This is a genomic window from Herminiimonas sp. Marseille-P9896 (assembly GCF_903993245.1).
Lineage (GTDB): Bacteria > Pseudomonadota > Gammaproteobacteria > Burkholderiales > Burkholderiaceae_D > Oxalicibacterium > Oxalicibacterium contaminans.
Map to the genome: position 1 here is coordinate 337483 of NZ_CAJEVT010000002.1, position 20454 is coordinate 357936.

Annotated in this window: 19 protein-coding genes; 8 read left to right on the plus strand and 11 right to left on the minus strand. The window is 55.4% G+C overall.

The window, feature by feature from the left end; all coding sequences use genetic code 11:
- The first annotated feature begins 20 nt into the window (after positions 1–20).
- From H7U06_RS07115 to H7U06_RS07130, 4 genes are all read left to right on the plus strand, one after another.
- Entirely contained in the window at positions 21–689 is a 669-nt protein-coding gene (locus H7U06_RS07115) for a hypothetical protein (protein ID WP_175625476.1), read from the plus strand.
- A 53-nt stretch (positions 690–742) separates the two neighbouring features.
- The gene (gene dcd, locus H7U06_RS07120) at positions 743–1309 is read left to right on the plus strand and encodes a dCTP deaminase (RefSeq protein ID WP_012079041.1); all 567 of its coding nucleotides are present in this window, start codon (positions 743–745) and stop codon (positions 1307–1309) included.
- A gap of 20 nt (positions 1310–1329) precedes the next feature.
- The gene (locus H7U06_RS07125) at positions 1330–2052 is read left to right on the plus strand and encodes a hypothetical protein (protein ID WP_175625477.1); all 723 of its coding nucleotides are present in this window, start codon (positions 1330–1332) and stop codon (positions 2050–2052) included.
- 176 nt (positions 2053–2228) lie between these two features.
- Positions 2229–2525, plus strand: coding sequence for a hypothetical protein (locus H7U06_RS07130; protein WP_175625478.1), 297 nt, complete (start codon positions 2229–2231; stop codon positions 2523–2525).
- Between the two features lie 11 nt (positions 2526–2536).
- Here the strand turns inward: H7U06_RS07130 and H7U06_RS07135 are convergent, their stop codons facing one another.
- Positions 2537–3442 (minus strand): LysR family transcriptional regulator, encoded by a 906-nt coding sequence (locus H7U06_RS07135; protein WP_175625479.1) that lies wholly within the window; start codon positions 3440–3442, stop codon positions 2537–2539.
- A 98-nt stretch (positions 3443–3540) separates the two neighbouring features.
- On the opposite strand from H7U06_RS07135, the gene H7U06_RS07140 reads away from it, so the two are divergent.
- Together H7U06_RS07140 and H7U06_RS07145 are read left to right on the plus strand one after the other, a co-directional pair.
- The gene (locus H7U06_RS07140) at positions 3541–4116 is read left to right on the plus strand and encodes a chromate transporter (RefSeq protein WP_175625480.1); all 576 of its coding nucleotides are present in this window, start codon (positions 3541–3543) and stop codon (positions 4114–4116) included.
- Positions 4113–4643: a chromate transporter gene (locus tag H7U06_RS07145; RefSeq protein ID WP_175625481.1), complete on the plus strand. Its 531-nt coding sequence runs from the start codon at positions 4113–4115 to the stop codon at positions 4641–4643. The genes H7U06_RS07140 and H7U06_RS07145 overlap by 4 nt, the downstream gene beginning before the upstream one ends.
- 38 nt (positions 4644–4681) lie before the next feature.
- Here H7U06_RS07145 and H7U06_RS07150 read toward each other — a convergent pair whose 3' ends face one another.
- The 6 genes from H7U06_RS07150 to H7U06_RS07175 form a co-directional block, all read right to left on the minus strand.
- Positions 4682–5131 (minus strand): PliI family lysozyme inhibitor of I-type lysozyme, encoded by a 450-nt coding sequence (locus H7U06_RS07150; RefSeq protein ID WP_175625482.1) that lies wholly within the window; start codon positions 5129–5131, stop codon positions 4682–4684.
- Positions 5132–5163: 32 nt separating this feature from the next.
- Entirely contained in the window at positions 5164–5586 is a 423-nt protein-coding gene (locus tag H7U06_RS07155) for a VOC family protein (protein WP_175625483.1), read from the minus strand.
- Between the two features lie 12 nt (positions 5587–5598).
- Positions 5599–7851 (minus strand): arginine/lysine/ornithine decarboxylase, encoded by a 2253-nt coding sequence (locus tag H7U06_RS07160; protein ID WP_175625484.1) that lies wholly within the window; start codon positions 7849–7851, stop codon positions 5599–5601.
- A 172-nt stretch (positions 7852–8023) separates the two neighbouring features.
- Positions 8024–8512: a dihydrofolate reductase gene (locus tag H7U06_RS07165; RefSeq protein WP_175625485.1), complete on the minus strand. Its 489-nt coding sequence runs from the start codon at positions 8510–8512 to the stop codon at positions 8024–8026.
- 12 nt (positions 8513–8524) lie between these two features.
- On the minus strand, positions 8525–9499 hold the full coding sequence (locus tag H7U06_RS07170) for a thymidylate synthase (RefSeq protein ID WP_175625486.1): 975 nt from the start codon (positions 9497–9499) through the stop codon (positions 8525–8527).
- Between the two features lie 105 nt (positions 9500–9604).
- On the minus strand, positions 9605–11392 hold the full coding sequence (locus tag H7U06_RS07175; protein ID WP_175625487.1) for an ABC transporter transmembrane domain-containing protein: 1788 nt from the start codon (positions 11390–11392) through the stop codon (positions 9605–9607).
- A gap of 301 nt (positions 11393–11693) precedes the next feature.
- Here H7U06_RS07175 and egtD point away from each other — a divergent pair, with 301 nt between their 5' ends.
- Both egtD and egtB read left to right on the plus strand, forming a co-directional pair.
- A complete protein-coding gene (egtD, locus tag H7U06_RS07180; protein ID WP_175625488.1) occupies positions 11694–12644 on the plus strand; it encodes an L-histidine N(alpha)-methyltransferase in 951 nt (316 codons plus the stop codon).
- 89 nt (positions 12645–12733) lie between these two features.
- Entirely contained in the window at positions 12734–13945 is a 1212-nt protein-coding gene (gene egtB, locus H7U06_RS07185; RefSeq protein WP_175625489.1) for an ergothioneine biosynthesis protein EgtB, read from the plus strand.
- A 21-nt stretch (positions 13946–13966) separates the two neighbouring features.
- Here the strand turns inward: egtB and H7U06_RS07190 are convergent, their stop codons facing one another.
- From H7U06_RS07190 to H7U06_RS07205, 4 genes are all read right to left on the minus strand, one after another.
- Positions 13967–16324 carry a fatty acid cis/trans isomerase gene (locus tag H7U06_RS07190; protein ID WP_175625490.1) on the minus strand — a complete coding sequence of 786 codons (2358 nt, stop codon included), beginning with the start codon at positions 16322–16324 and terminating at the stop codon, positions 13967–13969.
- A gap of 119 nt (positions 16325–16443) precedes the next feature.
- Positions 16444–18102, minus strand: a complete 1659-nt coding sequence (gene leuA, locus H7U06_RS07195; protein ID WP_175625491.1) for a 2-isopropylmalate synthase — start codon at positions 18100–18102, stop codon at positions 16444–16446.
- Positions 18103–18601: 499 nt separating this feature from the next.
- Positions 18602–19648, minus strand: coding sequence for a selenide, water dikinase SelD (selD, locus tag H7U06_RS07200; RefSeq protein ID WP_175625492.1), 1047 nt, complete (start codon positions 19646–19648; stop codon positions 18602–18604).
- 303 nt (positions 19649–19951) lie between these two features.
- Complete coding sequence (locus tag H7U06_RS07205; protein ID WP_175625493.1) at positions 19952–20383, minus strand: YXWGXW repeat-containing protein; 432 nt, start codon at positions 20381–20383, stop codon at positions 19952–19954.
- Positions 20384–20454 lie beyond the last annotated feature (71 nt).

Genomic DNA, 20454 nt, shown 5'->3' on the forward strand with positions numbered 1-20454 from the left:
GATTTTAATAAGCGGGACAAATGAAAACAGTGAGTAAGGTGGCCCTGGCGGCAATCATTTCATGCATGCTGGCGGGTAGTGTTGCTGCAGCGGATGGTGATAGTTTCGCTGTGCAAGGCGAACGACTTGATTTCGAGCCTCCTGCTGGATGGCGGCTGGCATGGATGGAAGGCGAGGCTGACGGTAATTACTACGTTGAATACATCCCTCAAGATGAAACAATCGAATCTTGGCGTGGCGGTTATTTATTGGTCAGGCGATTCAAGTATCCAGCTCCTGAAATCCTGCAGCAGATCAGGGACCAGAAAATGAATTTCGCGGCGATTCTTTTGCAAAAATTCATGGAAGATGCGCAAAAAGCTTGTCCCGGTAAAAATGCCCAAATGGTGCAAAGAATAAATACCTTCAATGGCATTCCATTTGCCGTGAGTGGTGGTTTTTGCGATGCTTATGGTCCTGCCGCGCCACACGGGGAAGGGGCATTCATTGCCTATGCCGAGGGCAGGGATTATTTTTTCCAGATTCAATATGGCTGGAGGCCGGCGACGATGGAGCAGCGAGCCATGAACCTGCCGTGGAGACTTGCGCCGGAAAAAGCCGCACAGTATCTGAATGCGATGAAAAAATACACCTTGTGCGGTGGTGCCGGACAAGCTGCCTGCAAGCTGAGTTATGCCGTGAAGCAGTAAAAAACGCGTAAAATTGCGGAAATTCCTTACAACACTCACTTAAATCGAAGAATATGACCATCAAATCCGATAAATGGATACGCCGTATGGCAGAGCAAACCGGCATGATCGAACCGTTCGAGCCGGGTCAGGTGCGTCAGTCCAACGGCCAGAAGATCGTCTCTTACGGCACTTCATCCTACGGCTACGATATACGCTGTGCCGATGAATTCAAGATTTTCACGAACATCAATAGCACCATCGTCGATCCGAAGAACTTTGATGAAAACTCCTTCGTCGATATCAAGAGCGATGTCTGCATCATCCCGCCTAACTCTTTCGCACTGGCGCGTACCATCGAGTACTTCCGCATCCCGCGCAATGTGTTGACCATCTGCCTCGGCAAATCAACTTACGCACGCTGCGGCATCATCGTCAACGTGACGCCATTCGAACCTGAATGGGAAGGCTATGTGACTCTGGAGTTCTCCAACACCACACCATTGCCAGCGAAGATTTATGCCGGTGAAGGTTGCGCCCAGGTGCTGTTTTTTGAAAGCGATGAAGTCTGCGAAACATCGTACAAAGATCGTGGCGGCAAGTATCAAGGCCAACACGGTGTGACCCTGCCTAAAACCTGATGCCTCTGAGCGGTTTCCCCATGAAGAAATATGCGCGCATGGTCGCGTTGCTGTGCGCGCTGCCTGCGCTGTCGCATGCACAAGCGTTGGTACCGGCCGGGAAGATGTTTTCCAATGCTTTCCTGGACGTGCGTGCACCGCTGACCGGTGACTGGATGATCGCCAAGTCATCGCAGGCAGAGCTGGCTTTTGCCCGTCCCGGTGAGGCCGTCAATGAAAGCTTTATCGCACAAGTCAGTTTGTTTGCCTTGCCCGATTTCCAGGGCAAGCGTGAGTTTGAGGAGCTGGTGAAACAAGGCGTGCAAGCCGATTCGCCAGTCGAGCGCTTCAAGCCAGTCTCGGCTGATTTTGAATATACCGAACAGCGTGGTTACCCATGCGTAAAGTATGTCGGTGTAACCGAAGACATGAAGGCAAAGACCGCTACTTCAGCGACTGAAACCGTGAAGTTGATGCTGCAGTTTAATTCGCTGTACTGCCAGCATCCTACGGTGCCAGGTGTAGGCTTCATGGTCGGCATGTCGCACCGCGGCGACGCGGTGGTTGAGGATCTGGCCAAAGATGCAGCAAGCTTTATCGAAGGCGTGCAGGTTGCCAAACATACGGCCAAACCTCCGGTAGTACAGACCGAAGCACCGAATCAGGTGCAGCCTGAAGTGCAGCCGCAAGCGCAACCAGAAGTGAAACCAGAAGCACAGCCTGCTGTGCAACCGGCAGAAGCCGAAGAAGAAGTGCGCGGCTAAAAGTATCAGCGTCGCACTAAATTCCATGAGCAGGTTTTAAATACTTCAGAGAAGGTATAGCTGTCACCATGATGTCCCCCAGATTTTTGCTTCTCTTAACCTTGTCTGCTGCGCTGGCAGGGTGTGCCTCCAGTTATAACCTTAGTACGGGAGAACGCGCTCCTTTGGGAGGTGGTGTGGCCACTCGTTTGGTCAAGCCTGGTTTGTACTATGTCAAAGTACAAACCAATGCGGGACCTATTCCCAATTATGGCTCCGCGCAAACCATGTGGAATGAACAAGCTGCTTTAGCGTGTAAGGGCGTGGAGTATAGCGAAACCATGATCGACTCCTATGATTATGATTTCGTCCCAGCTTTTTTGGGTTTGATCCCGTACAAGATTGTGTCGCGTAGCGGCTATTGTATTTGTGCAGACCATAAACTTTCAGAGCAAGAGCTGACTGCTTTGTATGATCGCAGTTTCCAGGAATAGATTTAATATCTTCAACGCTGCGCCAGCTTCCTCGCTTCGATAATCATCTTCTCCGCAGCACCCGATTGCGCTTCATCGCGATATGCCAGATGCAGCGGCGCACGTAAGTCGGGTGCCTGTTCTAGTTTCAGGTAAACCACTTCCTTCAATTGTACGTGCCGCATCGAGGCGGGCACGATAGAGACTCCCAGTCCTGCTGCGACCAGGCTCAGCGTCGATAAATTCTTTTTTGCTTCCTGTACGACACGCGGGCTGAATCCGGCCGCACGGCACGCAGCGATCACACTGTCGTACAGGCCGGGACCGCTCGGGCGACGGTTGAGGATGAAGTCATCTTCAGCTAATGCCGTCAGCGGCAGGCTCTTGCGTCGTTGTGCCAGCTTGTGGGTGATCGGCAGCGCGACGATCATTTCTTCCACCAGCATGGTTTCCATTTTCAGGCCAGCAGCGCTGCCTATAGGCGAGCGTATGAAGGCGACGTCGAGGCGATTGTGGCGCAAGTCCTCGACCAGCTCATTGGTGTTGCTTTCTTCGACCGCCATGATGACGCCCGGCGATTTTTGCCGGAACGCGCGTATCACGGCCGGAATGAAAGGATGCAGTGCCGCCGACTCGGTGAAGCCGACTGCGAGGCGGCCGCTTTCACCGAGCGAGATGCGGCGTACGCCTTCTATCGTCGTGTTGACCTGCTCCAGTATCAGGCGCGCATCGATCAGTAGCGCCTGACCGCTTTCGGTTAGTTCCATCCCGCGTGGCATACGGCGGAACAGGGTGACGCCCAGCTCATTTTCCAGTGCACGGATTTGCTGGCTCAGCGGCGGCTGCTGTATGCCTATACGCTGCGCGGCTTTGGTCAGATGGCCTTCTTCCGCTACCACGACAAAGTAGCGCAGCAGGCGCAGGTCTATGGATGACATATATTTTATGTATGTTTAATGACGATTCCATATATTAGACTGAATGACTCGGCAAGCGTAAACTTCCGTCTATTGAGATGTGAGACGGAAGCACGATTATGGAAAGCAGTACACACACAGCAGAAGTCGCGATGGAGCAGGGCGCAGCACCAACGTTGCGGCAACTATTCCTTGGCTTTCTCGGGCTGGGCATGATGGCCTTCGGCGGTGCTTTGCCGCTGGCGCATCGGATGCTGGTCGAAGACAAGCGCTGGCTGAGTGAAACCGAGTTCACTGAATTACTCGGTCTGTGTCAGTTTCTGCCCGGCGGCAATATGATTAATCTGTCGGTCGCGGTCGGTATGCGCTTTCACGGTGTGAAGGGAGCTTTTGTTTCCATCATGGGCCTGGTCGTAATGCCGTCTGTAGTCTTGGTGTTGCTCGGCATGTTGTATGAACGTTTCCAGAATGATGCGCAGGTAGCGCATGTATTTGCCGGCTTGGCGGCAGCCGCAGCCGGCTTGCTGGTGGCGATGGCGCTGAAGATAATCGTGCAGCTGCGTGGAAAATATTTGATGGCGCTGGTGGCGATACTTTGTTTCATCGCGATCGCATTGCTACGCTGGCCTTTGCTGTGGGTGATGCTGGTGATGACGCCGCTGAGTATCTGGGTCACCGCGAGGAGCAAGAAATGACGCAGACCCTGATCGCCTTATTCCTCATTTTTTCGCAACTGTCGCTGCTGGCTTTTGGTGGCGGCAATGCCATCCTGCCGGAGATGCAGCGCCAGGTCGTCGAGGTGCATCAATGGATGACGGCCAAGGAATTCAGCGCCTTGTTTGCCTTGAGCCAGGCTGCGCCGGGGCCGAACATGATGATAGTGAATCTGGTTGGCTGGCAGGTGGCGGGTTGGGCCGGGATGCTGGTGACTGCGATTGCCAAATTCGGTCCATCGTCGTTGCTGACCATCATGTCGCTACACGCATGGGAGCGTTTCAAGGATAAACCGTGGCGTGTTTACATACAGTCAGGCATGGTGCCGGTGACGGCTGGGATCGTGGCGGCCAGTGCGGCAGTGATTGCACATGCATCGGATAGCAACTGGCTACTGACCGTGATTACAGTCGTCAGCGCTTTGCTGGCGTGGAAGACGCGCATCCATCCGCTGTGGTTGCTGCTGGTGGGTAGCCTGGTGGCTTTGCTGGGGAATAGCTGGGTGTGAACGGGTGAAAGTAGCGTCTCACCCGTCTGTTTCATTTCTTATTTGCCGAGCTTTTTCTTCAAGGCCTGTATCGCATCCTTGCCGGCATCCATGCCTGCAATCGAGGTGACGAGTTGCAGGTTCTTTTTGCGCAGACGGAAGGCGTCGACCGTGACGTAGTTGCCGCTGCCGACATAGCGTGTGGTGACAATGATTTCCGGTGTGCCGTCGCGGTCGATGTCGGCGAACGTCAGGCTTTCCACCGTGCCGTTACGCGGGCGTATGGTGCCGGTGAGAAATTCATCGTATGGATAGGCCGGATCATTCTTTGCATAGACACGCAGCGTGTAGCTGCCTATACCACGCGGTTCATAGTCCCCTTCGGCGACGACTACCATGCCTTTGGTCGCAGGGAAGAGTCCGCTCTTGATGACACGACCGCCGTTGTCGGCTGCAAAGCTGCTGGCTGTAGCGATCAGCACAGCGAGTAAGAGTGCGATTTTTTTCATAAAACATTTCTGATTGACTGATGCTGCTGTGTTCAGTCCGGTGCATCCCATGCCGGGTTCCAGACGACTTCCCACAGATGCTGGTCGGGGTCCTTGAAGTAGCCTGCGTAGCCACCCCAGAAAGTATCGTGTGCCGCCTTGACGATTTCGGCACCGGCATTCCTGGCTTGCAACATCACCGCATCCACTTCGGATTTTGATGAGACATTGTGGCCGAGGCTGAGTTCGCTGGAGCTGGCGGGAGAGAGCGGGATGCCGGCATCGTGTACCAGGCTGGCGCGTGGCCACAATGCCAGTTTGAGACCGGCCTGCAAATCGAAGAAGGCGACGGCGCCGTGTTCGAATTCCTTGCCTATGATGCCTTGTGTGGCCAATCCCAGACCGTCGCGATAGAAACGCAGCGCTCGTTCCAGGTCATCGACAGCTAATGTGATGACGCTGATACGAGGCTTCATTGCATATCCCTGTTATTGACGGACGCAATCGACGAAGTAACCGCGTTTGCCGTCGACTTCGCGTGTGACCAGACCGTGGACATCGGTTTCGAAGCCCGGGAATTTTTCATTGAAGTCACGTGCAAAGCGCAGGTAGTCGACGATGGTCTTGTTGAAGCGTTCGCCCGGGATCAGCAAAGGAATGCCCGGTGGATACGGTGTCAACAGGATGGAAGTAACGCGACCTTCCAGTTCGTCGATAGGTACGCGATCGATTTCACGGTGCGCCATTTTTGCAAATGCATCCGACGGTTTCATCGCTGGCTGCATGTCGGACAGATACATCTCTGTCGTCAGGCGTGCCACGTCATAGGCTTTGTAGAAGTCATGAATCTGCTGGCACAGGTCGCGCAGACCGATGCGCTCGTAGCGTGGATTCGCAGCTGCGAATTCCGGCAGAATGCGCCACATAGGCTGGTTCTTGTCGTAGTCGTCCTTGAACTGTTGCAGCGCAGTCAACAAGGTATTCCAGCGGCCTTTGGTAATGCCGATGGTGAACATGATGAAGAATGAGTACAGGCCGCATTTTTCAATGATGACGCCGTGCTCCGCCAGGTATTTGGTGACGATGGATGCAGGAATACCGGATTCGCTGAATTTGCCATCGAGTGACAAGCCCGGATTGACGATGGTCGCCTTGATCGGGTCCAGCATGTTGAAGCCCGGAGCCAGGTCGCCAAAGCCGTGCCATGCGTCTTCGGCGCGTATCATCCAGTCGTCGCGCGAGCCTATGCCATCTTCCGAGAAGCTGTCCGGTCCCCAGACCTGGAACCACCAATCCTGGCCCCATTCCTGATCGATTTTTTTCATCGCGCGGCGGAAGTCCAGCGCTTCAAGAATGCTTTCTTCCACCAGTGCGGTACCGCCTGGTGCTTCCATCATCGCCGCCGCGACGTCGCAGGACGCGATGATCGAGTATTGCGGCGAAGTTGAGGTGTGCATCAGATAGGCTTCATTGAACGCGTCCTGATCCAGCTTCACGGTTTGCGATTCGCGCACCAGGATTTGCGATGCCTGTGACAGGCCAGCCAGCAATTTGTGGGTCGATTGGGTCGAGAAGATCATCGATTTCTCGGCGCGTGGCCGGTCCTTGCCGATCGCGTGCATGTCTTTGTAGAAATCGTGGAAGGTCGCGTGCGGCAACCATGCTTCGTCGAAGTGCAGGGTATCGATTTCGCCGTCCAGCAAGTCTTTCAGGGTTTCAACGTTGTAGATCACGCCGTCATAGGTCGATTGCGTGATGGTCAGGATGCGTGGCTTTTTATTCGCCGCTTCGCGCGCAAATGGATTCGCTTCGATTTTCTTGCGGATGTTTTCCATCGAGAATTCCGACAGTGGAATCGGGCCGATGATGCCGAGGTGGTTACGGGTCGGCATCAGGAAGACCGGGATCGCGCCGCACATGATGATGGAGTGCAGGATGGATTTGTGGCAGTTGCGGTCAACCACGACGATATCGCCAGGTGCGACGGTCGAGTGCCAGACCATCTTGTTCGAGGTCGAGGTACCGTTGGTGACGAAGTAGCAGTGGTCAGCATTGAAGATGCGCGCAGCATTGCGTTCGGAAGCGGCAACCGGACCGGTATGGTCGAGCAGCTGGCCGAGTTCTTCCACCGCGTTACAGACGTCGGCACGCAGCATGTTTTCACCAAAGAATTGGTGGAACATCTGGCCGATAGGCGATTTCAGGAAAGCGACGCCGCCGGAGTGACCCGGGCAGTGCCACGAGTAGGAACCGTCCTGCGCGTAGTGCACCAGTGCGCGGAAGAATGGTGGCGACAGGCCATCCATGTAGGACTTGGCTTCGCGGATGATGTGGCGCGCGACGAATTCCGGCGTGTCTTCAAACATATGGATGAAGCCGTGCAGTTCGCGCAGGATGTCGTTAGGGATATCGCGCGAGGTGCGGGTTTCGCCATACAGGTAAATCGGGATGTCGGCGTTCTTGTGGCGGATTTCTTCGACGAAGGCACGCAGCGATTTCAATGCGTAATCGGTTTCTTCAAACGAACCGGCGCCGAACTCTTCATCATCGATCGACAGGATGAAAGCGGACGCGCGTGATTGCTGCTGCGCGAACTGCGACAGGTCGCCATAACTGGTCGCGCCCAGCACTTCCATGCCTTCTTTCTCGATCGCTTCGGCCAGCGCGCGGATACCGAGCCCGGACGTGTTCTCGGAACGGAAATCTTCATCGATGATGACGATGGGGAAGCGAAATTTCATGAGGTCTCCAACAAGACGAAAAGTGCGGCGCACCAGCTAATCTGGTACGTCAGATAAAGAATGCGAATTTTCGCAGATATGTGTGCGATTTGGGGAGAAAAAAGCCGCCAATCAAAGGATAGGCGGCATAGTGCGTCCCTACTGTGACGCCAGTGTTACAAAACCGTTCAGATTAGCGGATACGTTCGTAAGTGACGTAGGCATAATCGTAGCCATTGGCCTCTGAATGGTGCTGTTCACGGGCGGTTTCCTTCCACAGTTTTGGGTCTATGGCAGGGAAGAAGGCGTCGCAATCAAAGGACTTGTCGATTTTGGTCACGATCAGGCGGTCTACCTGTCCCACCGTGTCGGTGTAGATTTGTGCGCCACCGATGATGAAAGCCTGGTTGTCGCCGACCAGCGCCTTGGCAGCGTCCAGTGAGGTGACGGCTTCCACGCCTGCATGTTGCCACTCTGCATTACGGGTGATAACAATATTGCGGCGATTCGGCAGCGGACGGCCGATCGAATCGAAGGTCTTGCGACCCATGATGATAGGGTGGCCCGAGGTCGTGCGCTTGAAATGCGCCAGGTCTTCCGGCAGATGCCAGGGCAGGGTGTTGTTGATACCGATGCCGTTATTGCTATCGGTAGCGACGACGATGGTTAGGTGTGCAGGCATAGTCTCTTCTGATTAAACAGCCATAGGCGCGGTCAGCGGCGCGTGGTGTTGATAGTTTTCCAGGCTGAAATCGCTCGGTTCGAGTTTTTCCAGCCACTCTGGTTCGTATTTGCCGGTGACAGCGTAATCGGGAATCCGGTCCGACAGCACCAGCTTCGGAGCCGGATGTGGTTCACGGGTCAGTTGCTCTTTGAGCATGTCCAGGTGATTCTCGTAAATATGCGCATCGCCTATGAAGTAGGTGAACCACTTCGGCGTATAACCGGTCAGGCGGCCGACTACGTGTAGCAGGGCAGCGGCTTCCGCCAGGTTGAATGGCGTACCGAGGCCGATATCGTTGCTGCGGATGTAGAGGCAGAGCGAGATTTCCCTGGTCGTCGCATTCGGGATGAACTGGTACAGCAAGTGGCAGGCTGGCAGTGCAATCGCATCCAGGTCGGCGCAGTTCCAGCCGTGGAACAGGATGCGGCGGCTGCCCGGATTCTTGATGATGGTGTCCAGGCAATCACGCAACTGGTCGATCGCCTTGTACAGCAAGACCTTGTCCTTGCCTTCATCGCTGACAGCCGACACTACGCGGAAGCCGCGCTTTTGCGCATCGGCGATTTGCGCCTGCTGATCGGCGTCCAGCAATTTATAGGCTGGCCACTGACGCCATTGCACGCCATACACCGGTCCCAGGTCGTCCGGGCCGGTACGGTAAGGATTGTTCAGCCAGTCGGTATTTTCATTGGCATTCTGGTCCCACACCTTGCAACCGAGCGCGCGGAAGTCAGCGGCGCTGCGTGTCGCGCGCAGGAATCCTATCAATTCGCCTATCACTGATTTGAAAGCGAGGCGTTTGGTGGTGATCGCGGGGAAGCCGTCTTTTTGCAGATCGAAGCGCAACATTGCGCCTGGGATGCTGATGGTGCGGATGCCGGTACGATTTTCCTGCCAGGTGCCTGTATCGAGTACTGTTTGCACCAGGTCAAGATACTGTTTCATGCGTAGTCCGTTTTCTTGGTTGAGTTGTCAGAAATATAGGTATTTCTATATTTCCCGGGAATTCGCTATTTTAACGGGTTCCGGCCCGGGTCTAGCAGAACCGCTTCAATGCTGGCCAAACTGGAGTGCGGCGAGGCTGGCGTACAGGCCACCAGCGGCGACCAGTGAGGCATGGGTGCCGGTTTCCACGATGCGACCATGTTCCATGACGATAATGCGGTCGGCACGTTGTACCGTGGCCAGCCTGTGGGCGATTACCAGGGTAGTACGTCCCACCATCGCGGCTTCCAGCGCGCCTTGTACCAGACGTTCGGATTCGGCATCGAGTGCGCTGGTGGCTTCGTCCAGCAGGAGTAGCGGTGGATTTTTCAGCAAGGCGCGGGCGATGGCGATGCGCTGTCTTTGACCGCCGGATAAACGTACGCCGCGTTCGCCGAGGAAAGATTGATAACCTTCAGGCAGGCGTTCTATGAATTCGTGCGCGGCGGCCAGACGGGCAGCCGCGATCACTTCATCATCCGTCGCTTGCGGCCGACCATAGCGTATGTTTTCCATCGCGTTGGCGGAAAAAATCACCGTGTCTTGCGGCACGATGCCTATGGTGTTGCGCAGCGCATGCAAATCGAGTTCACGAATATCGATGCCGTCGAGTTCGATTACGCCTTCCTGCGGATCGTAGAAACGCAGCAGCAATTGGAACAATGAAGTTTTACCGGCACCGGACGGACCGACGATGGCGACGGTTTCACCGGCCTGTATCGCGACCGACAGATTCGACAAGGCCGGTGTCAACGGACGTGAAGGGTAGTGGAAGGTCACCAGGTCCAGCGTCAGTGCCGCACCATTGGCCCGACGCGGCGGCAATGCGCGTGGCTGCGCTGGCGATGAAATCGGTGACTGTACCGACAGTAATTCCAGCAGGCGCTCGGTGGCGCCAGCGGCGCGTTGCGCATCGCCCAGTACTTCCGACAAGGCACCTATCGCGCCAGCCACGATAGCCGAGTACAAGATGAACTGGCCGAGCTGGCCGCCGCTCATGGTGCCGTCTATCACTGCATGTGCGCCCAGCCACAGTACGAAAACAATCGCGCCGAATACCAGCAGGATAGCGATCATGGTCAGCAGCGAACGGGCGCGTATGCGGCGCATCGCCGTTTTGAATGCGTTCTCTACGGTTTTGCCGAAGCGCTGCGCTTCGATTTTTTCATGGGTATAGGCTTGCACGGTCGGCATCGCATTCAGGATCTCCCCGGCCAGTGCCGAGGCATCGGCGACACGATCCTGTGAATCGCGCGACAGGCTGCGCACGCGTCGACCAAACCAGACAATAGGGAGCACCACGAAAGCCAGCGTGACGAGAATGATGGAGGAGAGCTTGATGCTGGTGATGAAGAGCATCACCAGACCACCGGCAAACAGCAGTGCATTACGCAATGCCATCGAGATGCTGGTGCCGATCAGGGTCTGGATCAGCGTGGTATCAGTGGTGATGCGCGATAGCACTTCACCGCTTTGCGTGGTCTCAAAAAATTGCGGGCTTTGTGTGACCACATGTGAATACACAGCATTACGCACATCGGCAGTCACGCGTTCGCCCAGCCAGGACACCATATAGAAACGTGCCGCAGTCGCGATGGCGAGTACGCAGGCCACGCCGAACAATGCGATGAAGTAAGTATTGATGCTGGAAGTATCGTGCATGCCGTTCGCGCCGAAGCCGAGGTCTATCATCTGGCGGAAGGCATAAGGTATCGCCAGCGTGGCAGCGGCCGCAACGATCAGCGCGATGCCGGCCAGTACAAACTGCTTCTTGTAAGGCAACAAAAATTTAAGCAAACCGCGCAGGGTGGCGATACTACCTTTTTGCAATTCTCTGGACGTCTGGATGGCCATGGATACCGTGTTTTGATGTACTGATGAATGAAGACCTATAACTGGCGTCCTGTCACAGGGATTTAACGCTTATTTAATATACTGCGCTGCGGCGGGCGTGCAGGCGTAGCTTAACACCAGTCGAGGCGCGCTATTTTTCCTGCAAACCGTGTAAAAAATACCGAAAAGCGCTGCTTCTCAGGCAATATGGGGGCAGCTTATCCAGCTGCAACCGTTATCTTGGCCGGATAAATAAACTGTCATCCCGGAACTGTCATCGCTAAACGGGGTCATTCAGATTCACGCATCACGGGAGCGCAGATTGCTGCAATTCATCCAGTGTACCGAACAGAATGACCAGAATGTCCGTGACGAACTGCTCGCGGGCCTGAGCGCAGCACAGCCTTTTACCTCACCCAAGTATCTGTACGACGCGCTTGGCTCCAAATTGTTTGAAGCAATCTGCGAGCTGCCCGAGTATTACCCGACCCGTACTGAAGCGCTTATCTTTCGCTCGCATGCCAGCGCGATTGCGCAAGCAGTAGGCAGTGGCAGCACCCTGATTGATCTCGGTGCCGGTAATTGCGCCAAGGCCGCGCGCCTGTTCCCGGTGCTGCAGCCGGTGCAATATGTGCCGGTCGATATTTCAGTCAATTTCCTGCGCGATGCCTTGCAGCGTTTGCAGCAGCAATTCCCATCCATCGTCATGACCGGTATAGGCATGGATTTTTCCCATGAGCTGCTACTGCCGGATAGCGTGCGCGAGGCCAAACGTTTGTTCTTTTATCCCGGTTCGTCGATAGGCAATTACACGCCGGATGAAGCGCTGCTGTTCCTGCAACGCATACGCGCTGCCTGCGACGACGACGGTGGCTTGCTGATAGGCGTGGACCTGGTCAAGGACAAGGCGATACTCGATGCAGCTTACGATGACGCGCTGGGTGTGACGGCGGCGTTTAACCTGAACCTGTTGCGTCATCTGAATCATTTGCTAGGTACGGATTTCGACGTACAGGCATGGCGGCATCGTGGCTTTTTCAATGCGCAGGAAAGCCGGATAGAAATGCATCTGGAAGCTGCATCCGCACTCACGGTGCGCTGGCCCCAAGGTGAGCGGCACTTTGAACGCGGTGCACGCATCCATACAGAAAATAGTTATAAGTACACACAGCGCAGCTTTACAGATTTGCTGGAGCAGGCAGGATTCGGCCGCCTGTCTTTTTGGACTGACCCGCAGCAGTGGTTCATGGTGTGCCATGCACATGTGAACTGAACATGCGATTGTGCGAACTGCGTCGGACAGCAGTAGACTGTAGCAAGAGGCATCCCGTAACTGTTCTATCAATAACATGACGGATTGCAATGAACGTACAGACAGAAACCATCCATCTGCTGCTACCGCATCAGAGCCTTACGCGTTATCTGGCAGTGCGCGCACATACACTGACGCTGGCCGCGCCACTGTCGGAAGAGGATTGCGCCGCGCAGTCGATGCCGGATGCGAGCCCGGTCAAATGGCACCTGGCGCATACCACCTGGTTTTTTGAAACCTTCATCCTCGAGCGCTACGAAGCCAATTTCCAGCCGCATCATCCGGCGTTTCGTGTGCTTTTCAATTCCTACTACAACGGTGTCGGTGACAAGCATGCACGTGCGCAGCGCGGCTTGTTGACGCGTCCGCCATTTGATGAAGTACTGGCTTATCGCCGCGATGTGGATGCACGTATACAGGCTTTGCTGTCGCAAACGTGGTCGGCATCACAGCAGGCAGAAATCAACTCTTTGCTGGAACTGGGTTTGCAACACGAGCAGCAGCATCAGGAATTGATACTGACCGATGTCTTGCATTTGTTTTCGCGTAATCCCTTAAAGCCAGCCTATGCTGCAACTCCCTATGCGATGGCGGACCTGCCACCGGCATTGGAGTGGTTGTCATTCGATAGCGGGGTAGTGCAGGTCGGGCATGAAGGCGGCGGCTTTTGTTTTGACAATGAATTGCCGCGGCACCGCCAGTTTGTAGAAGCGTATGCGCTGGCGACACGGTTGGTGACGAATCGCGAATACCTGGCTTTCGTCGAAGCGGGTGCTTATGAAGACCCGGCCTTATGGTTATCGGAAGGCTGGGACTGGGTGCAGACCCAGCAAGCCGCACATCCGCTGTACTGGCAGCACGACCGTGGCTGGCATGCGTTTACCTGGCACGGTTTGCGGCCGCTCGACCTGAACGCGGCGTTGACGCATGTTTCCTATTTTGAAGCGGATGCTTATGCGCGCTGGAGTGGCGCGCGCTTGCCGACCGAGGCGGAGTGGGAGCATGCGGCGCAGAGTTCGGTGGAATTGACGCAGCTGTTAGGCACCTGCTGGCAATGGACCAGCAGCAGTTACGCTGCATATCCCGGTTATCAGACTGCCGCTGGTGCGCTGGGCGAGTACAACGGCAAGTTCATGTCCAACCAGTATGTATTGCGCGGTTCATCGTGTGCGACGCCGGACGGTCATGCGCGCATCAGTTACCGCAACTTCTTTCCTTCCTCTGCACGCTGGCAATTCAGCGGTATCCGGCTGGCGCGCTAGACGCTAGCTTCCTGCCGCAGACTAGCGCAGTTCCAGCCGGTTGTAATCCAGTATGCCTGCTTCCAGTGCCTGCTCAGTGAAATAGCGCTGGTGCAGCGTATCGCTGAACGCCCAGAAATCCTTGTTATCCCGTCGTACTGCCCAACGTAGCGTAAAGGCGGCGTAGTCACGTTCCGAGCGCAAGCCTTGCAGTGCTGTGACCATGGCCGGTAAATCGGTCGCGCTGACGCGATAGAAGGCATTCGGATAGCTGAAGCCTATGCCGGGAGTCAGGGTCAGTGTGTCTTCCTCGGGTACCAATGCTTTGCTTTCACCCAGCAGATGCGAGACGCTGGCGTGTGCAGTGTTGCGCATGATGCTGTAGCTGCGTGCCTTGCCATCCGGTGCTTCGACCACCAGTACCGCAGTTTCAGGCAGCCATTGCAAAGCAAGGCCTTTGCTGGCAGCGAGTTTTTGTAGCGGTGCCTGCAAGGATGTCGGTGTTTGTTTGCGCCAGTCCAGATTGGTAGCGATGACGGGAGCGAGTCGTTTGCGCATCAGTTCCAGCAATTCCTTTTTCGGATCATTGCTGGCATAGCGTATGCCACTATCGACATTCAGGGTGGTCGCCGGTCCGCCATAGACTTGTTCGCGCACCGACTGGCTGTCACCGCGATACCAGCTGTCACGGACTGCGTTACGTTGTGCCTTCGGCAGCAGCATCAGGAAAGTCGATTCGCCTTCCGAACGCAGGTAATCCATATACAGCCTGGACGCCAGTTGATGGCCGACGTTGCCATACACATCGTAGTTGGCAACCAGCAGATAGTGGATGCGTTCCAGTAGCGGATAGCCTATGACCCAGGCAGTTTTCGGTGTGTCACCGACAAAGCCTTTGACCACGCTCGCATTGTCGAAATGACGGAATACGGTGAGTGCGGCATTGTCGTTGTTGCCGTCGCCATCCCAGATCAGATTGAGGTTCACATCGGCAGGCTTCTTGATAACTTTGGCCAACAACTCGGAGCGTGCTTTCAGATATTCGTTTTCCAGTTTGCCGTAAGCCAGCCACGGCGCGAGGATGCCGGTCGTGCGGTTGCCTGTCGGCAGGCGTGCCAGTTCTGAGCTTTGCTGCAGCAAGGCGTCGACATCCTTGTCATAGTTGTCGGAAGGTGCGAGGAAGGTGACCCAGAACTGATCCTGGATCACATTCAGCGCGACCTGGCCGCGACATACCGGGCCTTTGATGAAACCCATGATGGTGAATTCCGCTTCATCCAGCATGAAGCGATAACGCGCACCGACCGGTAGCTGGGCGAAGGTGGCGAATGGATTGGCCGCGGTTTCTTCACTGTAGCCCGGCAGCTTGTTCACGTCATACGGTGCTGCAAAGAAGAGCTGACGCCAGCGTGCCATGCGCTTTGCATCGAGGCGATATGGCATATGCGTTTTCGCGACTATGGTTTCGCGTTCTTCCGCCAGGCGATAGTAGACGCGGCTGGTTTTGGGATCGTCGACCGGCCTTGCGGTCGCGATGATGTTGACAGGCTGTCCCGGCGGTGTAGTTGAGCGCACCAGCTTGAAGTAGTTACGCTGCTTGTCGTTGCTGATACCGTCACCAAAGTACAGGTGCGCGAGGAATAGATGCTCGTAGGCATAGCGTGCGAACAGCTGCTCCTTCAGCGTGTCGCCGTTGAGGAATTTTTCCCACAGGCGAACCTTGGTTGTTACTGCTGCCGGTACCGCAGGCTGTCCTTCATACGGCGCGCCTTGTTCCAGCCATGTCGTCACTTTGCGATGTTCTTCCGGCGACAGGCCGGGCAGGCCGAAAGGCATGCCTGCCAGTGGCTCCTTGCGTTCGTAGGCTGCCATTTCAAAATCGGTCGGGCACATATTGGCGCGGTCTGCCGAGATATCCAGCTTGCTGTGCTGGTCGGCTTCTGCCGGCCACGGATGCTGCTGTTTCAGCATCAGCATGCGATGAATCAGACCCACCGCGCGATTCGCTTCCGGCGTAGACATGTGTTCATTCATGACCGGGAAGAAGGCACGCTGGCGCCATTCCGAAGGTTTTTGCGCATCGATGTAGAGGCGCGAAGGATCTGCCGCCAGCAGGCGCGACGCATCGTACACAGTGGTCTTATTGGCGCCGCGCGCCAGGCCATCCCAGCTGGTGGTTTTAAGCTGGCACGGAGCGTCATAGCAGGCATGACAGACGACGCAGCGCTGGTTGAGTATCGGTTGTATGGTTTGCAGATAGGACGCGTCGGCGACTGGCTTCAAGGGCACGTCAAAGCGGGTCGGATCGGGCGGGCCGTACAGGCTGTCCAGCTGCGTGCTGAGCAAGGTGCCGCAGGCAGCGATCAGGAGGATTAAAGGTAAGAGGAAAATCCGGCGCATACGACTTACCGTGGAAACTGGAGGTGAGGTGACCTTGCCGTATTTCGTGCCAGGTGTCAATTTACAGGCGTAAAAAAGCCGCTGACAGGCAGCGGCTTTTTGTTTGCTGACGTAGCTGATTAGCTGGCCAGGGCGATGTCACGGTTAACCGCGCTCAGTACGGCGCGGAAGGAGGCGGTGACGATGTTGCCATCAATACCGACACCGAAGCGGGTGACGCCGTTGTTGACGCGCAGTTCTACATAGCTGGCGGCATTCGCGCTGGCACCTGCACCAATTGCGTGCTCATGGAAATCCATCAATTTGATGTTCAGGCCGAGTGCATTGATGAAGGCGTCGATAGGACCGTTGCCGCTACCTTCCATCGAGACCGGCTGGCCATCTTTTTCCAGTTCTACCTTGATTTGCACTTCGCCGTCTTTCGAGTCGTCGATGTGGTGGTTGCGGTAGTGGTAAGGCGTGACCGCGTTCAGGTATTCGCTGTTGAAGATGGTGTGGATGTCGTTGGCTGCGACTTCGCCACCGGTTTCATCGGTGATGCGTTGCACGGCGCGGCTGAATTCGATTTGCAGCCGGCGTGGCAAGACCAGGCCATATTCCTGTTCGAGCAAATAAGTCATGCCGCCTTTACCGGACTGGCTGTTGACGCGAATCACGGCGTCGTAGCTACGGCCGAGATCGGCCGGATCAACCGGCATGTATGGCACTTCCCAGATTTCATCCGGCTTTTGTTTGGCAAAACCTTTTTTGATTGCATCCTGGTGCGAGCCGGAGAAGGCGGTATAGACCAGGTCGCCGACATATGGGTGACGCGGATGGACCGGGATCTGGTTGCACTCTTCCACACATTGACGGATTTCATCGATGTCGGAGAAGTCGAGGCCAGGATTGATGCCTTGCGAATAGAGATTTAGTGCAAGCGTGACGAGGTCGACGTTGCCGGTACGTTCGCCATTGCCGAACAAACAGCCTTCGATACGATCGGCACCAGCCATCACTGCCAGCTCGGCAGCAGCGACTGCACAACCACGGTCATTGTGTGGGTGCACGCTGAGGATGATGGAGTCGCGGCGCGCCAGGTTGCGATGCATCCATTCAACCTGGTCGGCGTAGACGTTAGGGGTGCTGGCTTCAACCGTGCCTGGCAAGTTGATGATCATCTTGCGCTCAGGTGTAGGCTGCCATGCTTCGGATACGGCGTCGCAGACTTCCTTGGCGAAATCGAGTTCGGTCATGCTGAAGGTTTCCGGCGAATACTGGAATACCCATTCAGTTTCAGGATGTGCATCGGTCAATTCACGGATCAGCTTGGTACCGGCGACCGCGAGTGCCTTGACTTCTTCTTTCGACATATTGAAAACGATGCGGCGGAATGCAGGTGCCGTCGCGTTATACATATGCACGATGGCGCGACGTGAGCCAACTACGGAGTCCACGGTACGGCGGATCAAATCTTCGCGTGCCTGGGTCAGGACTTCGATGGTGACATCGTCCGGGATGCGCTTTTCGTCGATCAGCTTGCGCACGAAATCGAAATCGGTTTGCGAAGCGGAAGGGAAGGCGACTTCAATTTCTTTCAGGCCGATTTTCAGGAGCATGTCGAAGAAGCGCAGCTTCTTTTCATGGTTCATCGGTTCGATCAAAGCCTGGTTGCCATCACGCAAATCGGTGCTCATCCAGATCGGCGGTGTGCTGATCACGCGGTTTGGCCAGGTGCGGTCCTTGAGTTGCACGGGAGGGAAGGCGCGGTATTTCGCAGCCGGGTTAGTCAACATCATGATAAGTCCTTAAATTCTTCGTTCAATCGGGGTAAGCGTCAGGGGTGGCGATGGGCTACCTGACTGCCACGTGCGCTAGGTCAGGTAACCGATCGGTAGCAATAGCAAAGCCAATGAACGAGCGAAGCTCATCCCGGCGAACAAATCGCCATTGATGCGCACTGCTGAAATCGGCTTGATAGGCATGATGGTTACGGATAACTCGGTTGTACTGCTGTATTTACTGCGACGGTATTACTGGTGTGTTGCGGGCAACACAGGGGGCACGCTACTAAGCTAGTAGTAGCGATAGCAGCGTCGATAGCGAGATGCCAGCGATGTGCTTGGATGCGGAAGGAATGTGGTGTGCAGAAAACATAGGGCTAACTTTAGGTGATGCAGGGGCGCACTGTCAAGCCCGATATAGCTTAGCGCAGTGTTGCGTTGTAGATTTGATAATGCAACCAGGCCGCGCCAGGCCTGGTTTCGCTCTTGTCTATGTGCAAAAGGCAGGCCGTTTTCAGGCCTGCACTTCGACGCTGGCAGCTCCTGGCGACATTTCCCCTATGACCGCCGCATGGGCAAAACCTTCGCGTTGGAATAATGCCAATACCTCGTCCACTGCGGCCGGATCGCAGGCCACCAGCAACCCCCCCGAAGTCTGCGGATCGCTCAGCAAGGCTTTTTCTACGGCGCTGACACCCGTTGCCAATGTCACATCATGACCATAGGCATCCCAGTTGCGGCCTGAAGCGCCGGTGACGCAACCTTGCTCAGCCAGTTGCAGCACGCCAGGCAACAAGGGGATGGACGGCATTTTCAGCGTCGCCGTCAGATTTGCGCCGCGCGCCAGTTCCAGCAAATGGCCGAGCAGGCCGAAACCGGTGACGTCCGTCAACGCATGCACGCCATCCAGTCTGGATAAAGCCATGCCGGGTTTATTCAGTTTGGTAGTGTTGGCGATCATCGCGGCGTAGCCAGCGTCATCCAGGACGTTTTTCTTTAGTGCCGCAGACAGTATGCCTACACCCAGTGGTTTGCCGAGTATCAGTTTGTCGCCCGCTTTGGCATCGGCATTGCGTTTGACTTTGGATGGATGGACCAGGCCGAGTACGACTAAGCCATAAATAGGTTCGACCGAATCGATGGTGTGGCCACCAGCGATCGGAATACCGGCTTCGGCACAGATGGATTCGCCACCTTTGATGATCTGGCCTATGGTGTCCAGTGGTAGCTGATTGATAGGCATGCCGACCAGCGCGAGTGCCATGATCGGCGTGCCACCCATCGCGTAGACATCGGAGATCGCATTGGTCGCTGCGATGCGGCCAAAGTCATAAGGATCATCAACGATGGGCATGAAGAAATCAGTAGTTGCAATCAGTGCCTGCTCATCATTGAGCTTGTAGACGGCAGCATCATCGGAGGTTTCTATCCCGACCATCAACTCCTTGGGAACCGGAAAGCCGCTTGAGTTCTTGAGGATATCAGCCAGCACGCCGGGCGCGATCTTGCAGCCGCAACCGCCGCCGTGGGAAAAGGAAGTGAGTTTGATGGTCGTATTCATTTGATCTCTTTAAGGATGCTGTTGCAGTCTTGCACGCTGATTGAAATTTATTTTCTGCAAGGTGCAAATAAGGACCGTTGTCCGGATTAATAAATGAACTGGTGATTGCGAGTGTAGTGCAATCGACTATCTCGTGCATGCGCTTTGGGAAACAATGCAAGGCGGCGCGGATATCAATGCGTGTTACTGCGGGGATTTAAGAGTCGTGTTTGAGGCGCGTGAAAATGCACCATCAAATGAAAACAGCACGCCTGAGAGTGGCTCGCAGGCGTGCTGTGTTGTGCTCGGGTTCAGGCTCCTGGATTAGCAGTTACCTTTTTTTGCTTGTCCCGGTGGGCAGTGATAGCCGTGATCATCCCTGTAATGTTTGTCCTTGTAGTGCTTATCATAGTGTTTGTCTTTATGATGCGGACGGTCGTAGCGGCTTTGCTGCCATCTCTCATTCTGCAGATACCAGCGCCCATTATCCTGACGCCATTCCGGGCGGTGATAGACGTAGCCAGGACGAGCCGTTACCCAGTGACCCTGCGCCCATACGTGCTGGTGACCATTCCAGTTCCAGTAACCCGGTGCCCATACGTAACCACTGCGTGGTGGCGGCACTTGTTCATAACGTAGTGGTGGCGGAGCGGTACCGATATTCAGGTTGACGCTGACTTGCGCCATCGCTTGCATAGGTACGACTGCGCTGCTGGTGACGGCAACTGCGGCCAAGGCTAAAAGTAGACGTTTCATGGTGTTGAGTGTTGAGAGTGTTGATAGCTAAACTATATAGCCTCTGCCAGAGATATTTAAGCAAAGTATTC

Excerpts from the sequence above, each read along its gene's own strand:
- H7U06_RS07115 (WP_175625476.1), top strand. The coding sequence starts at position 21 with ATGAAAACAGTGAGTAAGGTGGCCCTGGCGGCAATCATTTCATGCATG.
- dcd (WP_012079041.1), top strand. The coding sequence starts at position 743 with ATGACCATCAAATCCGATAAATGGATACGCCGTATGGCAGAGCAAACC.
- H7U06_RS07125 (WP_175625477.1), top strand. The coding sequence starts at position 1,330 with ATGAAGAAATATGCGCGCATGGTCGCGTTGCTGTGCGCGCTGCCTGCG.
- H7U06_RS07135 (WP_175625479.1), bottom strand. The coding sequence starts at position 3,442 with ATGTCATCCATAGACCTGCGCCTGCTGCGCTACTTTGTCGTGGTAGCG.
- H7U06_RS07140 (WP_175625480.1), top strand. The coding sequence starts at position 3,541 with ATGGAAAGCAGTACACACACAGCAGAAGTCGCGATGGAGCAGGGCGCA.
- H7U06_RS07145 (WP_175625481.1), top strand. The coding sequence starts at position 4,113 with ATGACGCAGACCCTGATCGCCTTATTCCTCATTTTTTCGCAACTGTCG.
- H7U06_RS07150 (WP_175625482.1), bottom strand. The coding sequence starts at position 5,131 with ATGAAAAAAATCGCACTCTTACTCGCTGTGCTGATCGCTACAGCCAGC.
- H7U06_RS07155 (WP_175625483.1), bottom strand. The coding sequence starts at position 5,586 with ATGAAGCCTCGTATCAGCGTCATCACATTAGCTGTCGATGACCTGGAA.
- H7U06_RS07160 (WP_175625484.1), bottom strand. The coding sequence starts at position 7,851 with ATGAAATTTCGCTTCCCCATCGTCATCATCGATGAAGATTTCCGTTCC.
- H7U06_RS07165 (WP_175625485.1), bottom strand. The coding sequence starts at position 8,512 with ATGCCTGCACACCTAACCATCGTCGTCGCTACCGATAGCAATAACGGC.
- H7U06_RS07170 (WP_175625486.1), bottom strand. The coding sequence starts at position 9,499 with ATGAAACAGTATCTTGACCTGGTGCAAACAGTACTCGATACAGGCACC.
- H7U06_RS07175 (WP_175625487.1), bottom strand. The coding sequence starts at position 11,392 with ATGGCCATCCAGACGTCCAGAGAATTGCAAAAAGGTAGTATCGCCACC.
- egtB (WP_175625489.1), top strand. The coding sequence starts at position 12,734 with ATGAACGTACAGACAGAAACCATCCATCTGCTGCTACCGCATCAGAGC.
- H7U06_RS07190 (WP_175625490.1), bottom strand. The coding sequence starts at position 16,324 with ATGCGCCGGATTTTCCTCTTACCTTTAATCCTCCTGATCGCTGCCTGC.
- leuA (WP_175625491.1), bottom strand. The coding sequence starts at position 18,102 with ATGATGTTGACTAACCCGGCTGCGAAATACCGCGCCTTCCCTCCCGTG.
- selD (WP_175625492.1), bottom strand. The coding sequence starts at position 19,648 with ATGAATACGACCATCAAACTCACTTCCTTTTCCCACGGCGGCGGTTGC.
- H7U06_RS07205 (WP_175625493.1), bottom strand. The coding sequence starts at position 20,383 with ATGAAACGTCTACTTTTAGCCTTGGCCGCAGTTGCCGTCACCAGCAGC.